General features: G+C 69.5%; 14 protein-coding genes. 1 reads left to right on the top strand and 13 read right to left on the bottom strand.

Annotation, left to right across the window (positions count from 1 at the left end):
• Positions 1-100: 100 nt before the first annotated feature.
• From HV798_RS03645 to HV798_RS03700, 12 genes are all read right to left on the bottom strand, one after another.
• A complete protein-coding gene (locus HV798_RS03645) occupies positions 101-619 on the bottom strand; it encodes a lipocalin family protein (protein WP_175191322.1) in 519 nt (172 codons plus the stop codon).
• A 10-nt stretch (positions 620-629) separates the two neighbouring features.
• Positions 630-1,712: an SAM-dependent methyltransferase gene (locus HV798_RS03650; protein WP_175191321.1), complete on the bottom strand. Its 1,083-nt coding sequence runs from the start codon at positions 1,710-1,712 to the stop codon at positions 630-632.
• Between the two features lie 11 nt (positions 1,713-1,723).
• A complete protein-coding gene (locus HV798_RS03655) occupies positions 1,724-2,491 on the bottom strand; it encodes a DUF1295 domain-containing protein (RefSeq protein ID WP_175191320.1) in 768 nt (255 codons plus the stop codon).
• Positions 2,488-3,000 carry a DUF2878 domain-containing protein gene (locus HV798_RS03660; RefSeq protein WP_175191495.1) on the bottom strand — a complete coding sequence of 171 codons (513 nt, stop codon included), beginning with the start codon at positions 2,998-3,000 and terminating at the stop codon, positions 2,488-2,490. Before HV798_RS03660 ends, HV798_RS03655 begins: the two co-directional genes overlap by 4 nt.
• Entirely contained in the window at positions 3,000-4,274 is a 1,275-nt protein-coding gene (locus HV798_RS03665; protein WP_175191319.1) for an SAM-dependent methyltransferase, read from the bottom strand. Before HV798_RS03665 ends, HV798_RS03660 begins: the two co-directional genes overlap by 1 nt.
• Positions 4,271-5,050: a DUF1365 domain-containing protein gene (locus tag HV798_RS03670; protein WP_246288562.1), complete on the bottom strand. Its 780-nt coding sequence runs from the start codon at positions 5,048-5,050 to the stop codon at positions 4,271-4,273. The genes HV798_RS03665 and HV798_RS03670 overlap by 4 nt, the downstream gene beginning before the upstream one ends.
• Entirely contained in the window at positions 5,047-6,312 is a 1,266-nt protein-coding gene (locus tag HV798_RS03675; protein ID WP_175191318.1) for an NAD(P)/FAD-dependent oxidoreductase, read from the bottom strand. Before HV798_RS03675 ends, HV798_RS03670 begins: the two co-directional genes overlap by 4 nt.
• A gap of 2 nt (positions 6,313-6,314) precedes the next feature.
• On the bottom strand, positions 6,315-7,247 hold the full coding sequence (locus HV798_RS03680; protein ID WP_051593742.1) for an acyl-CoA desaturase: 933 nt from the start codon (positions 7,245-7,247) through the stop codon (positions 6,315-6,317).
• 82 nt (positions 7,248-7,329) lie between these two features.
• The gene (locus HV798_RS03685) at positions 7,330-8,076 is read right to left on the bottom strand and encodes a hypothetical protein (RefSeq protein WP_175191317.1); all 747 of its coding nucleotides are present in this window, start codon (positions 8,074-8,076) and stop codon (positions 7,330-7,332) included.
• Positions 8,077-8,078: 2 nt separating this feature from the next.
• Entirely contained in the window at positions 8,079-8,975 is an 897-nt protein-coding gene (locus tag HV798_RS03690) for an alpha/beta hydrolase (protein WP_175191316.1), read from the bottom strand.
• 59 nt (positions 8,976-9,034) lie between these two features.
• Entirely contained in the window at positions 9,035-9,706 is a 672-nt protein-coding gene (locus tag HV798_RS03695; protein ID WP_175191315.1) for an anti-sigma factor, read from the bottom strand.
• The gene (locus HV798_RS03700; protein WP_025141280.1) at positions 9,703-10,248 is read right to left on the bottom strand and encodes an RNA polymerase sigma factor; all 546 of its coding nucleotides are present in this window, start codon (positions 10,246-10,248) and stop codon (positions 9,703-9,705) included. The genes HV798_RS03695 and HV798_RS03700 overlap by 4 nt, the downstream gene beginning before the upstream one ends.
• 307 nt (positions 10,249-10,555) lie before the next feature.
• On the opposite strand from HV798_RS03700, the gene HV798_RS03705 reads away from it, so the two are divergent.
• The gene (locus tag HV798_RS03705) at positions 10,556-11,521 is read left to right on the top strand and encodes an SMP-30/gluconolactonase/LRE family protein (protein ID WP_175191314.1); all 966 of its coding nucleotides are present in this window, start codon (positions 10,556-10,558) and stop codon (positions 11,519-11,521) included.
• Positions 11,522-11,552: 31 nt separating this feature from the next.
• Here the strand turns inward: HV798_RS03705 and HV798_RS03710 are convergent, their stop codons facing one another.
• Positions 11,553-13,634 carry a DUF8189 domain-containing protein gene (locus HV798_RS03710; RefSeq protein ID WP_175191313.1) on the bottom strand — a complete coding sequence of 694 codons (2,082 nt, stop codon included), beginning with the start codon at positions 13,632-13,634 and terminating at the stop codon, positions 11,553-11,555.
• Positions 13,635-13,698 lie beyond the last annotated feature (64 nt).

The raw sequence follows: 13,698 nt of genomic DNA on the forward strand, positions 1-13,698 counted from the left end.
CGCGTTTGCCACAGCATAAGAGCGCAGCCGTACCGGGACTTTCACGCAAATCTAAATTTTTCGTGAAGATTGCGTGGAGGCTGTCAGCCGGCGCGTCGGCCTATTTGCCGCAGGGCTGCGGCACCTTGCGCAGGCTTTCGGTGTAGCCCAGTTCGGTGACCTTGGCGGCCAGCGCCGCGTAGGCCTCGTCGCTCAGGCACGGCACGCGCGCCATGATCCACACATAGTCGCGCTTGGAGCGGCCGATGATGGTGGTCTGGTAGGCATCGTCCAGGTAGGCAATGACGTATTCCGCCTGGATCGGCCAGATGAACTGCATGCCCCACACCGCGTTGCCGGTATCCGGCCTGACGGTGGCCACGGGGTGCATCGTGCTGACGTCGGCCTCGAAGCTGCCTTTGCGGTAGCGAAAGTCGGTCTGGATGCGGCCGTCGGGCAAGCGGCGGTAGCTTTCCACGGCGTCGTAGGCGTGGCGTTCGGGCCAGCTGGGGATATGGGCGATGACGTACCAATCGCCCATGAAGCGGTCCAGGTCCACATGGCTGACCGGCGGCATGGGCGGCGGCGCGGCGCAGCCGGTCAGGATGGCTGCCAGGGCGGCGGACAGGGCGCGCAACATGGTCGTCTCCTCAAGGCCGCGTGAACCGGTAGTGGCCCACGCCCCATTGCTGGCCTGCCTCGTAGCCGAACAGCTCGGCGCAGGCCATCCAGAACATGCGCCAGCGCTGGTGCCACAGGTCGGCCAGGCGCGGGCCATAGGCCTGGGTCAGCACGGCGCGGGCGGTGGCGGCCTGGGCATCCTGGTTGGCCAGCCAGTGGTTGGCCGTGCGTTCGTAGTGGGTGCCGTCCACGAACCACTTTTCTTCCAGTTGCAGGTCGCGCTGGAAGTGCAGCAGCGTGTCGGCGGCGGGCATGATGCCGCCGGTGAAGAAATGCCGGCCCATCCAGTTGTCGGCGCCTTCGGTCTCGAACGGATAGGCGCGTTCGCGGTGGGCGAAGATGTGCACGAACAGTTTGCCGCCGGGTCGCAGCCATTGTCCGATGCGGGCCATCAGGTCCTGGTAGTTGCGCATGTGCTCGAACATTTCCACCGACACGCAACGGTCGTAGGTGCTGGCGGGCAGCGCCAGCACGTTGACGTCGCAGGTGATGACGCGCACGTGCTGCCAGCCGCGTTCGCGGCAGCGCGCTTCGATGTGCTGGCGCTGGGTGGCCGAGTTCGACACGGCGGTGATGCGGGCGTTGGGGTAGTGCTCGGCCATCCACAGCGTCAGCGAGCCCCAGCCGCAGCCCAGCTCCAGGATGTCCTGGCCATCGGCCAGTTCGGCGCGTTCGCAGTACAGGCGCAGCATGGCGGCTTCGGCTTCATCCAGCGTTTCGGCGCCGGTGGGGTAGTAGCAGCCGGAATATTTCATGCGGGCGCCCAGGCACAGCTGGAAGAAGGCGGTGGGCAGTTCGTAGTGCTGGGCGTTGGCGGCGTCGGTGTGGATGGCGACGGGGCTGGTGCGCAGGCGTGCGATCAGTTGCTGGTCGCGCGCGGTCCAGGCGTCGATGCCGCCGGCGTATTCGGCGGCCAGGCGTTGGGCGCACAGGCGGCGGATGCCCAGGCGCAGCAGCGCGTCGGGCACCAGGCCGCGTTCGGCCAGGCCCAGCAGGCCGGGAGCGGGGCGGTCGGCGGCGAGCAGGGCGTCTTGCAGGGTGGCGGTCGTCATGGCGAGCCTCGTCAGAATTTGGGAAACCACGGGAAGAAGGCCGAAGTGCGGCGCTGGTAGTCGCGGTAGTCGTCGCCGCGGGTGCGCAGGGCCTGCTGTTCGGTGAAGGGAATGCCGCTGATCCAGCGCAGGAACACGAACATCAGCACCGGGCCCAGCCACGCCAGCCCGGCCAGGGGCGAGCCCCAGGCCAGCGCCACGTAGCCGAACCAATGGCACCATTCAAAGAAATAGTTGGGGTGGCGCGAAAAGCGCCACAGGCCGGCGCGGCAGGTCTGGCCGCGATGCGCGGGGTCGTCGCGAAAGCGGTCCAGCTGCCGGTCGGCGATGACTTCGCCGGTCAGCGCGGCCAGCCAGATCGCCACGCCCAGCGCAACCGCGCCGCCCTGCGCCGGGCTGACGCCCACCGCCAGGAATGGCAGGCAGAACAGCATCACCAGGCCCGCCTGGAACATGAACAGGCCGAAGAACTTGCCCTGGTGGCCATGCCAGCGCTCGCGCAGGGCGCGATAGCGTCCGTCTTCTTCCTGCCGCACGCGGCGCCACAGATGCGACGCCAGGCGCAGCGACCAGACGCCTGCCATGATGGCCAGGCATGCGCGCGGCAAGGCGGCGCCCGTGCCGGTGGCGGCGACGAGCACGGCGCTGGCGCCCATGCCCAGCGCCCAGACCACGTCGACGATGCCGGCATTGGCATGGCGGCGCTGCCAGCGCCAGGCCAGTGCCATCGCGACGATCATGCCGGCGGCAATCACCAGCCATTGATGCCAGGGACTCATGTTGCCCCCCTTGTCCAGCGCCAGGCGCGGGAAGTCAGCGCGGGCAGGATCAGGCCCCAGCCCAGCGCCAGTGCGGCCGTGGCGCGCCAGGCGGGTGCATCGAACTGCACGGCCTGCCAGCCGCGCGCCGCGCCCCAGTAGGCCAGGGGCCCGCCGAGGGCGCCGAACGCGCAGGCCAGCCAGGGGCGCGGGCGCAGGTAGGCCAGGGAATGGTTCAAGGTCAGGGCAAAGGCGGCCCACAGCGCCAGGATCCACAGCGGCGCAGGCCAGGCGCTGGCGGCATAGACAGACCAGCCCAGCGCCGACAGGCTGCCGTCCAGCAGGCAGCCGCACAGCAGCGCGGCCAGCGCCAGCTTCACGTCGGCCTGCCAGGTGCGCGACCAGACTAGCTGCGCCGCCACGAACAGCAGCGCGGCCACCACGCCCGGCCAGGCCAGGCCGCGGCCAGCGCCGATGACGGCGCTGAACCAGACTGCCTGGTAGCCGAGCAGGTTGGCCCAGAAGCGCATCACGCGTCCCCTTGAACCCAGCGTTCACCGGCGCTGCGCGCGCCGGGGTGCGTCAGCAGCAGGTGCGAGACGCCGATGGAACGCTCGCGAAAGCCGCCTTCGCAATAGGCCAGGTAGAACTCCCACAGGCGGCAAAAGCGCGCGTCAAAGCCCTGCGCCCGCACTTCGGGCAGGTGCGCCAGGAAGCGTTCGCGCCAGGCCTGCAAGGTCAGGGCATAGGAATGGCCGAAGTCCTCCAGGTGCACCAGCGCCAGGTCGCAGGCGCGGGTCTTGGCGCGCAGCATGGCGTCGATGGATGGAATGAAGCTGCCCGGGAAGATGTGGCGCTTGATGAAATCCACCGAGCCCAGCGCCTGCTGGTAGCGGTGGTCTTCAATGGTGATGGCCTGGATCAGCGCGCGGCCCCGCGGGGCCAGCAGGCTGGCGACCTTGCCGAAATAGGTTTCCAGGTACTGCGCGCCGATGGCCTCGATCATCTCGATGGACACGACCTTGTCGTACTGGCCTTGCAGGTCGCGGTAGTCTTGCAGCACCACGTCGACGCGGTCCTGCAGGCCGGCGGCGCGCACGCGGGCGGTGGCCAGGTCGTGCTGCTCGCGCGAGATGGTGGCGGTGGTGACGTGGCAGCCATGGTGGCGCGCGGCGTACATGGCAAAGCCGCCCCAGCCGCTGCCGATTTCCACCACGCGGTCGCCGGCCTGCAAGTCGAGCTTGCGGCAGATGACGGCCAGCTTGCGCTGCGAGGCCTCTTCCAGCGTGTCGTCGGCGTCGGCCCACAGCGCCGACGAATACATCAGGTCGGGCGACAGGAACAGCGAGAAGAAGTCGTTGCCCAGGTCGTAGTGCGCGGCGATGTTGCGGCGGCTGCCTTCGGGGGTATTGCGGTTGGCGGCGTGCCAGCGCTTGAGCGCCCAGCCGGCCAGCCGCGCCAGGCCCGATTCCATGCCGTCCAGCGTATCGCGGTTGCGCACCAGCAGGCGCACCAGGCCGACCAGGTCATCGCACGTCCACATGCCGTCGCCAAACGCTTCACCGGCGCCCACGCTGCCTTGCGTGGCTACCAGCCGGTAGAAGGCCATGTCGCGGATGGTCAGGCGCACCACGGCCGAGCCCTGGCCCAGCGTGGCGCTGCCCAGGCTGTCTTCGATGGCCAGGCGGCCGCCGGCCAGTTGCGCGAGGCTGGCGAACAGGCGTTTGCGCAGCAGGCGGTCCAGCGCGCCGGCCGGGCGGCTTGCCGCGACCGCGGCGTGTTCGGATGGCGTCATGGCTTTCATTGCGGTTCTCCGTTGGGCGTGCGGGGATGGTCGTGGATGGGATTGCGCTTGAGCCACAGGCGCAGCGCCTGCCAATGGATGCCGCCGATCACCTGCAGCGTCATCAGCGGAAAGCGCCACAGCAGCCGCGCCAGCGCGGCGCTGTCGAGCTCGCGGCGTTGCAAGGCCAGGTGGGCATCGAACTGGACCTGGTCGTGGCGGCTGACGCGCATGTGCACGCGCAGGTCGTCGCCGGGCGGGCTGAAGCGCCAGTCGTAGGCGCAGTCCATCGGCATGAAGGGCGACACATGGAAGCGCTTGTCGAACTGCCAGGCCAGCGACAGGCCGTGGCGTTCGGCGGTGGCCGCCGGCAGCACGATGCAGTGGCGCTGCTTCCAGGGGGTATTGGTGATTTCGGCGACGATGGCAGCCAGCGTCACGCCGTCTGCCTCGAAGCAGTAGTAGAAGCTGACCGGGTTGAAGACGTAGCCGGCATAACGCGGATGCGCCAGCAGCCGGATCGGGCCGGTGGGCGCTTCGCCCAGCGCGGTGCGCAGGCGGGCGCGCACGGCTTGCGCCAGCGGCACGCCCGTATCGCCATCCAGGTAATCGCTGCGCCGCCACTCGACCAGGTTGGGCCGGCGGGCCGACCACAGCCAGCGGTGCTCGAAGACCTGGTCGATCTCGTCCAGGTCCAGGTACAGCTGCGCCATGCGGTAGCTGAAACCGTGCGCGTGCGGCAGGTGGCGCTGGTGCGTCACGCGACCTTCATAGACGGCGCTGTGGTAGTTCATCATGCGGCCGCCAGGGTCAGGGGCGCTGCGCGCGACTGGATGCCGCGCACGACATCGAGCGCGCTGGCCACGCCGTCTTCATGGAAACCCCAGCCCCAGTAGGCGCCGGCGTACCAGCAGCGATGCGGGCCGGATATCTCGTCGCGGCGCGTCTGCGCGGCCACCGATTCCAGCGTGTAGACGGGATGGTGATACCGCATGCGGGCCAGCACGTGCGCGGGGTCGATGGCCTCGCTGCGGTTAAGCGTCACGATGAACGGCAGGCGCGACGACAGGCCCTGCAGCAGGTTCATGCAGTAGCTGACCGAGCAGGGCGCCGACGGGTCGGCCGGCACATAGGCGTTCCAGGCGGCCCAGGCCTTGCGGCGGCGCGGCAGCAGGCGGGCATCCGTGTGCAGCACGACGTCGTTGTGTTGGTAGGGGATGGCGCCCAGCACCTGGCGTTCGGCCGGCGTCGGGTCGGCCAGCAGTTTCAGGGCCTGGTCGCTGTGGCAGGCGAAGATGACTTCGTCGTAGTGCGGCTGGCCATCGCAGGAGGTCACCACCACGCCGCCGGCCTGGCGCGTCACGGCATGCACCGGGCAGTTCAGGCGTACCAGCACATTCCAGCGTTCGCGCAGCGCGCGGATATACCGGCTGGAACCGCCTTGCACCACACGCCATTCGGGCCGCTGGCTGATCTGCAGCATCTGGTGGTTGGCCATGAACTGCACCAGGTAGCGCGCCGGAAAGTCCAGAATGCGAGCCGCGGGCGCCGACCACAGCGCCGACGCCATCGGGATCAGGTGGTCGCTGCAAAAGGCGCTGCCGTAGCGGTGCTGTTCCAGGTAGTCGCCCAGCGTGGGGCCGGAGTCCTGGCTGGCCAGCAATGCAGGCGCTTCGCGATAAAAGCGCATCAGGTCGCGCACCATGCCCAGAAAGCGCGGCGACAGCAGATTGCGCCGTTGGCAGAACAGCGTGTCCAGCGTGGTTGCGTTGTATTCCAGGCCGCCGTCCGCCTTGTGCACCGAGAAGCTCATGGTGGTGGGCTGCGAGGCCACGCCCAGCTCGTCCAGCAGGGCCGTGAAGTGTGGATAGTTCACCGGGTTGTGCACGATGAAGCCGCTGTCCACCGCGAAGGTCTTGCCGTCCTGTTCGACCGTGTGGGTGTGCGTGTGGCCGCCCAGGTAGTCGTTGGCCTCGTACAGGGTCACGTCGTGATCGCGCCCCAGCTTCCAGGCGCAGACCAGCCCCGAGATGCCCGAGCCGATGATGGCGATGCGCATGATTACTCCTTGGCGCGCGCCAGCACCCAGGCCGGCACGGCTTTCAGGTCCCAGATCAGGCCGGTGGCCGCCAAGAGGCGCAGGCCGTACCAGGTGATGTCGATTTCGCGGGCGCGAAACCCCTGGCGGGCCGAGCCGGGGTAGAAGTGATGGTTGTTGTGCCAGCCTTCGCCGAAGGTCAGCAGCGCCAGCCAGGCGTTGTTGCGGCTGTCGTCGGCGGTGTCGTAGCGGCGCTTGCCGTAACGGTGCGCCAGCGAATTGATGGTGACCGTGGCGTGAAACAGCGCCACCGTCGAGATGACGAACCCCCACACCAGCATCTGCGGTCCGGTGGTGCCCAGGCCGGGCGCCACGCGTTCGAGCAGTGCGCCCAGGCCGTAGCACAGCAGCGCCAGGGCGATGGGCACGGCGGCGTCGAAACGGTCCAGCCAGCGCAGTTCGGGATAGCGGCGCAGGTCCGGCACGCGGGCCAGGTCGGTGGCGAAGGCGCGCGGCGTCAGGAACCAACCCATGTGGCTCCACCAGAAGCCGTGGCGGGCGGGCGAATGCAGGTCCTGCTCGTCATCGGCATGGCGGTGGTGGTGGCGATGGTGCGCCGCCCACCACAGCGGGCCGCGCTGGGCGCACGACGCGCCCAGGATGGCAAACACCAGCTGCATGCCGCGTGACGTGCGAAATGTGCGGTGCGAGAAATAGCGGTGGTAGAAGCCGGTCAGGGCGAACATGCGCACTGCGTACAGCGCCACGGCGACGGCCAGCGCCACCGGCGACACACCGGTCCACAGCGCGCCCAGGCAGCCCAGGTGCAGCAGCGCAAAGGGCAGGGCCCGCGCCCAGTCGATGCGGTCGGGGTTGCCCGCGGGCACGCCCTGGGCCTGGGTATCTACCCAGCGGCGTATCGAGGCGGTCCAGCCAGTGAATTCGGGGCGCATCATCGTGTCCTGTTCGAGCCTTGCCGGGATATACGGGCGCGGCGGTGCCGCGGATGCATTGGGGTAAACCCTGGGCTGGCTTGCCCTAGTCGCACCGGCCCGTCAGCGGCGTGGCGGACGCGGCGTCCAGGTCCTGCCTGGTGGGCGCGGGCAGGATCGCTTCCGGCGGGAATTCGATGCGCACGGTCTGCGTGCCGCCGTTGCCGTCACGCAGGTTGCTCACGCCTTCGAAGCGGCGCAGGCGGCGGCTGTCGCGGTCGTAGGTGACGCGCAGCGGCGGCGCGGCAAAGCCGTACCAGGCATCCAGCCGCAGGCGGAAGGTGCGTTCGCGGGCGTCGGGCAGGTCGCGCGCCTGCACTTCCAGCGGCACCCAGGCCAGCCGGCTGGGCAGCAGGAACTGCAAGGGGGCGGTGGGCGCGTCCCAATGCTGGCGCAGCCAGGCGTCGAAGCCGGCGTCTATCACTGGGTCTGGCGCAGCTGGCAGCTTCTGGCTTTGCATGGTCGCCCCGGCGCGGGCCTGGACGTAGACGTAGCGCTCGCCATTGCGCAGGCTGGCGCCTTCGCGGTAACCCTCGCGCTGGTCGAACAGCGCAAAATCGGGGGCCGGGTCATCCAGGGCGCCGCGCACCCACTTGCGTGCAAAGGCCGCGCCGTCGGGGCAGCGGTACAGCACCAGCCGTTCTTGTTGTGCGTTGTCGCGTACCACCCAGTGTTCTTCGCGATAGCGTTCGGCGCCGCCGTGCGGGGCGTAGGCGATGCCCACGTAATGTTCGTTCTGCGCCTGGGCGGCCCAGGGCGCCGACAGCAATACCAACACGAGCAGCAGACGCATGGTCATTCCCCTTGCGCCGCGCAGGGGGCGGCCACGAACGCGCTGACGTCGTCCAGCACCGGCGCGCGCCAGCGCAGCGGCCGCGACAAGGCCCCGACCAGCAGCTTGTGGCCCAGGTCGGGGTATTCGACGAGGCGGGCGCAGGCCCCGGCCGCGCGCAGCGCGAGCGCCAGGCTGACGCTGTTGCGCTGCGGGTCGACCGTGCTGTCGGCCGCGCCGGCCAGCAGCAGTCCCGGCGGCGCGGCGGCGCTGACGTGATGGATCGGTTGCGAGTCGGGCGGCGTATCGGGAAACAGGAACACCGGCCGTACGTCGCGCGCGACGATGGGCAGGAAGTCATACGGGCCGGCCAGGCCGATCCAGCCGGCCAGGGTGGCGGGGGCGGTGCCGGCGCCGTGCAGCCAGCGCGCATCCAGCGCCAACATGGCGGCGATGTAGCCGCCCGCGCTGTGGCCGGCCACGAAGACCCGCCGCGGGTCGCCGCCATAGGCGCCGATGTGCTGCTGGGTCCAGGCCACCACTTGCGCGGCGTCCTGCAGAAAGGCGGGGTAGCGGGCTTCGGGGTACAGGCGGTAATCGGCGATCACGGCGACGATGCCGCGCGATGCCAGCGCGTCGCCCGCGAAGCGATAGTCGGCCCGTTCGCCGCTGCGCCAGCTGCCGCCGTAGAAGAACACCACCACCGGGGCATGGGCGGCATTGGGCGGCGCGTAGATATCCAGGCGCTGGCGCGGCAGCGTGCCATAGGCCAGCCCCTGCGTGGCCTGGCTGGCGCCGTCGGGAATGGCGCCGTTCAGCAGTGTCAGGGGGGAGCAGGCGGCCAGCAGGCCCAGCGCCAGGCCGGCGACCAGCAGGATTTCAAAGAGGCCACGCGGGCCGGGGCCGATCCAGGAAGACATGGGGTGCTCCGCAACGGGGACACCCCTCTATACGGGCCGCGGCCCGTACTGGATGCAGCCTAGATCTTCAGCACGTCGCCGCTCATGATGATGGGGCCGGTGGGCTTGCCGGTGGGGGAGCCGCCCGGCGGTTCCAGCGTGATGGCCAGTTGCTGCACGCCGGCCAGGCCCTGCGCGCGCCGCAGCGCCGTCAGGCCGTCGGGCGACACCAGGCCGACCGACTGCGGCGCCTGGCCGGGCGGAATGGCCCAGAGTTCCAGGGCCTTGTCGCCCGCACGCGTCGCCAGGTTCTGCAAGGCATGGATGTGCAGGCCGCCGGCTTCGTCGGCGCGCACCACCAGCATGGCCTGCGCTTCGGGGCTTTGCAGCACGGCCATGAGTTGGGCCCGCGCGGCGCGGTCGACCTGCATGGGGTAGAAGACCACGCCGGCCACCAGCAGAGCCGCCAGCGCGCCGCTGGCCACGCGCCAGAACGCCAGGCCTTGCCACCACGGCCCGGCGCCGGGGCGCAGGCGCGCTTCGATCGCGCGCCAGACGCGGCCGGGCGGCGTCTTGGCCGGCAGTGACCAGAGCAGCGGATAGATGTCGTTTTCCCACTCGCGCACCTGGCGGCGCAGGTTGGCGTCGGCCGCCATCAGCCCCTCGAAACGGCGACGGGCGCCGCCGCGCATGGCGCCGGCCACGTAGTCGGCCGCCAGGCGGGCGCGTAACTGCGGATCGCGGTAGTTCATGACAGGCACCTCTTGAGCCGTTCCATGCCGCGGCGCACCCAGCTCTTGATCGTGCCCAGCGGCGTCTGCATGCGCTGGGCGATCTCGCTATGGCTCAGGTCATCGAAGAAGGACAGCGCGATGGCGGCGCGTTGCTGACCTTCGAGTTGCTTCAGGCAGTCGGCCAGGCGGCGGGCGTCCTGGTCCGTTTGCAGCCGTTCGAACGGCCCGGGGGCGTCGTCCGCCCACGCCAGCGTCAATTCGCCGTCGGCGTCCGGGCGCTCCAGGTCCGGCCTGCGCAGCAGGTCGATACAGCGGTTGCGCACGATGCGGGTCATCCAGGTCATGACTTGGCTCTGTTCCGAAGAATAGCGGGCGGCATTGCGCCAGATATTGATGAAGCTGTCCTGGAGGACTTCTTCCGCCCAGTCGCTTCGTCGCAATATACGTACGGCAAGCGCAAACAGATGCGGGGACGTTTGGCGATAGAGTTCGGCCAGCGCGGATTCCTGGCCGCGCGCGCAATCCTGTATCAGAGCCTGCAGACGAAGCGGATCAGCCATGGCGGATATCCGGGGTCAGATAGGTGCAGCCGCGTGAGGCGACGGGGAAGAGCATGCGCCACAGGCCGGGAACGGCTGTGGCCCCCAAATAATACAGGCAAGCGCCGCACGGGTTGGCTCGGGAAAAGGCCGGGTTTGTACGGGTTACTTCCGTGGCAGTTCAGTGGCGAAAGCGTCGGCGGCCAGGAACTTCGCCGCCTGCTCGGCGGTCGGATGCCAGGCGATCAGGTGGCTTGCGGCCAAGGGAAAGCGATGCGCCGCATCGCGGTGTGCGCGGCCAGGTCGATCGCCCGTAAAGGACCTGAATATGCGGCTATCCGCGGCAGTCATCGCATTCTTCCTGGCATCGCCTGTTTCCGCATGGGCGGACGAGGCTTCCGCCAACTCGGCGCTCGTGACGGGCGACGCCTCGATCAACAAGACGCCGCTGGACGTCGATGCTGCGGCCAGCGCAACGCAGGTGGCGGACGGCATCGGTTTTCCGGAAGGCACTGTGATGGTGCAGGACACGCTGTACTTCGTCGATTACCAGGCCTCGACCGTCAACCGGTTGACGCCTTCTGGCCAGGCGGTCGTCGCCCGCTTGCCGGGTTGCGGCGCCAACGGCCTGGTGGCCACGCCCGACGCGCTGCTGGTTGCCTGCTACGACAGCGGCACCGTGCAGCAGGTATCACGGGATGGCGTGAAGCAGCGGACGTTCGAGCGCGGCTCGAAAGGCGAACCCTTCTACCGGCCCAACGACCTGGTCGCCGACGCCCGCGGCGGCGTGTACTTCACCGCGTCGGGCGACGATTCGTGGCTGGGCAAGGTGTTCTACCTGGCGCCGCAGGGCGGCGCGCCGGTGGCCGTGGCCGACAACATCCGCAACGCCAACGGCATCGCCCTGTCGCCCGATGGCGGCATCCTGTATGTGGGCGAAAGCACCACCGACAGCATTCTGCGCTTTGACGTGCATCGCGACGGCACGCTGGAAGGCCGCGCATTGTTCGCCGATCTGGATGGGCTGGCGCCCGGCGGGCAGGCCTTTCGCCATACGCCGGACGGCATCCGCAGCGATGGCAGCGGTCACCTGTTCGTCGCGCTGTACAACGGTGGCGGGATGTGGGTGCTGGACGACCAGGGTCAGCTGATGACCCGCGTGGCCCTGCCGGGGGAACATCATTCAAACCTGGCTTTGTCGCGCGATCAGAAGACGATCTATGCGACGGCGCTGTCGGGGGCATCGGGGCAGATTTTCAAGCTGCCGAATCCGTTGCTGGGCCGCGCGCCTTGAGGGGCGCGCGCCGTCACACCCTTTCATTTCTTCACTGCACCCGAGTCGGCGTGGCCGTGCGCGAAGTCTGCGTTGGCATGCGTTCCTGCGTCAGCGTGCCCGGTTCGGCAGAAGACGGGCGCACCACCACGGCGTTGCCAGGCGGATTGGCGCCCAGGTTGGGCAGGTCGGCCGGGCGCGCGGCGACCGCGGCGAAGGGGCCGCCGCCGGTGGCGGGCACGCCGTCCAATGTCAGGGCGGTGGCCCACTGGCCGTCGCGGCGGGACAGCACCTGGTAGCGCTGCGGGCCGCCGGTGCTGCGCGCGACGATGTACACCGTGCCGTCGATCAGGTGCATCGCGGGCGGCGAGGCGGCTTCGGCGTCCAGTTTGGCGGGCTTGCCGTGTTCGACCAGCCAGAGCGGGCCGTTGGCGCGTTCCAGGATGGCCAGCACCACGTTGCCTTGCGCATCCGCATCGATGGCGGGGCGGCCGATGTAGGGCACGCCCAGGTCGGTGGGGGCGCTCCAGTCCATGTTGAGGTCGGTGGTGTCGCCGGTTTCTTCCAGGCGCGTCAGGTGGTTGTCGGCGCGTTGGCGGAAGTAGAGTTCGACGCGGTGTTCGTGGTTGCGGATCGCGGCCAGGCCGCCGGCGGCTTCGGGCGCGGGGATGCGGCGCCAGTGCTGCCAGTCGGGGCGTTGGCCCTTGGCGGCGGGCAGTTGCCGCGTGTAGAACAGTTGACCGGCGCCGGCCGACGCAAAGACGATGTAGCGGCCGTCGTCGCCGCGCACGACGGCGGGCGCGCCGGTGGCGCCGTCCAGCGGCGGCAGTTCCTGCCAGGGGCTCCAGCTGCCGTCGATGCCGGTGGGCGCGATCCAGTGCAGCCGGCCGTCGTAGCCCAGCGCCACGGCGGCGGCTTCGCCTCGTGGCGCCACGGCCGGAATCTGCGTGACGCGGATGCCGGCCAGCGCCTGCCAGCCTTGCCAGGTACCGTCATGGCGCTGCTTGTTGGCCCAGACGCCGCCCAGCGGGTCGCGCGCCATCAGGCCGGCGGTGCCGTCGGCGTGGGTGAATGACACCAGCGGCCCGCTGGTGCGTCCGCCCAGGCTTTGCCAGCGGTGTTGGCCGGCGTCCCAGCGGTTGACGGCGGCGTTGGTCTCGCCCGCCGCGAACACGACCAGGCCGCCGCGGCCGTCCGGATAGATCTGCGGCGGCATGTCCTGGCGCGACACGTAGTAGGCGCGCTGGACCCAGGCGGCCGCGGGGCCGGCGGGTTCCTTGCAGCCGGTGGGGCCGGCGCAATAGTGGTAGTCGTTCCAGGCGTAGTGCTGGAAGATCACCGACTTGCTGGCGATCTCGGCGTCGGCCAGGTTGGTGGCGCGTTCCTGGCTGGGGTAGTCGATGTAGCCGGTTTCGGCGTAGTTGCCCGGCACGCGCAGCATGGCCGCGCGCACCAGCCGCGCGCTGGCGATGTGGTCGGGATGGCCGTGGCCGGCGCAGCGCCAGCACAGCTGGGTGTAGGGCACGGCGATGGTGTCGTCCAGGTGGCGCACGGTGGTGGGCGCGTACTGGCGGATCAGTTCGGCAAGCGTGTCGACCAGTTGTTCGCGGGTGTAGGTTTCCGGGTAGGGGCCGAGGGTGTCGACGCTTTGGCCAGGCTCGGATTCCGTGCGGCTGAGCGGCGTGAGGCTGCCCCAGCCCTTGCCCAGCCAGGGGTCTTTCAAGCGCATGTGCCAGAGCTGCACGCGGGGGTCGCCTTCCAGGGTGAAGCGCGCGATGCGGCGGCCGGCGACGATGCCGGTGTCTTCCTTCCATTGGTCGGGCTTGCCGGCCATGTAGGCGTAGGCGGCGCGCACGCCGCGTTCGCGGCCCAGCATGTAGGTGTCGCCTTCGCCCGCGTCGCTGGCGGTCAGGTAGACCACCCGCACGCAGCCGCCCGCCGCCACGTTCGAGGCGATGTCGGGGTTCATGAACAGCAGGTCGTCATCCAGGTGGGCGACAAAAGCCAGGTCCTTGATGCCGTGGCATTGCGCCAGCGTGGGCGGCGCGGCAAGCACTTGGGGGCTGATCAGGGCGGCCAGCGTGAAAAGCAGTATCCGGCCAAGGGGGCGCAACAGGTCCGGGAGTCGGGGCATGGCATAGGGGCAGTCTGGCCCCGTTATTTTTAGACCCTTATTTATAGCGGATATGCCGAGCCGG

Origin of the sequence: Achromobacter deleyi (assembly GCF_902859705.1) — a bacterium.
GTDB lineage: Bacteria > Pseudomonadota > Gammaproteobacteria > Burkholderiales > Burkholderiaceae_B > Achromobacter > Achromobacter deleyi.

Bases quoted from the DNA above. Each gene is read 5' to 3' on its own strand.
- HV798_RS03645 (WP_175191322.1), bottom strand. From the start codon at position 619: ATGTTGCGCGCCCTGTCCGCCGCCCTGGCAGCCATCCTGACCGGCTGC.
- HV798_RS03650 (WP_175191321.1), bottom strand. From the start codon at position 1,712: ATGACGACCGCCACCCTGCAAGACGCCCTGCTCGCCGCCGACCGCCCC.
- HV798_RS03655 (WP_175191320.1), bottom strand. From the start codon at position 2,491: ATGAGTCCCTGGCATCAATGGCTGGTGATTGCCGCCGGCATGATCGTC.
- HV798_RS03660 (WP_175191495.1), bottom strand. From the start codon at position 3,000: ATGCGCTTCTGGGCCAACCTGCTCGGCTACCAGGCAGTCTGGTTCAGC.
- HV798_RS03665 (WP_175191319.1), bottom strand. From the start codon at position 4,274: ATGAAAGCCATGACGCCATCCGAACACGCCGCGGTCGCGGCAAGCCGC.
- HV798_RS03670 (WP_246288562.1), bottom strand. From the start codon at position 5,050: ATGATGAACTACCACAGCGCCGTCTATGAAGGTCGCGTGACGCACCAG.
- HV798_RS03675 (WP_175191318.1), bottom strand. From the start codon at position 6,312: ATGCGCATCGCCATCATCGGCTCGGGCATCTCGGGGCTGGTCTGCGCC.
- HV798_RS03680 (WP_051593742.1), bottom strand. From the start codon at position 7,247: ATGATGCGCCCCGAATTCACTGGCTGGACCGCCTCGATACGCCGCTGG.
- HV798_RS03685 (WP_175191317.1), bottom strand. From the start codon at position 8,076: ATGCGTCTGCTGCTCGTGTTGGTATTGCTGTCGGCGCCCTGGGCCGCC.
- HV798_RS03690 (WP_175191316.1), bottom strand. From the start codon at position 8,975: ATGTCTTCCTGGATCGGCCCCGGCCCGCGTGGCCTCTTTGAAATCCTG.
- HV798_RS03695 (WP_175191315.1), bottom strand. From the start codon at position 9,706: ATGAACTACCGCGATCCGCAGTTACGCGCCCGCCTGGCGGCCGACTAC.
- HV798_RS03700 (WP_025141280.1), bottom strand. From the start codon at position 10,248: ATGGCTGATCCGCTTCGTCTGCAGGCTCTGATACAGGATTGCGCGCGC.
- HV798_RS03705 (WP_175191314.1), top strand. From the start codon at position 10,556: ATGCGGCTATCCGCGGCAGTCATCGCATTCTTCCTGGCATCGCCTGTT.
- HV798_RS03710 (WP_175191313.1), bottom strand. From the start codon at position 13,634: ATGCCCCGACTCCCGGACCTGTTGCGCCCCCTTGGCCGGATACTGCTT.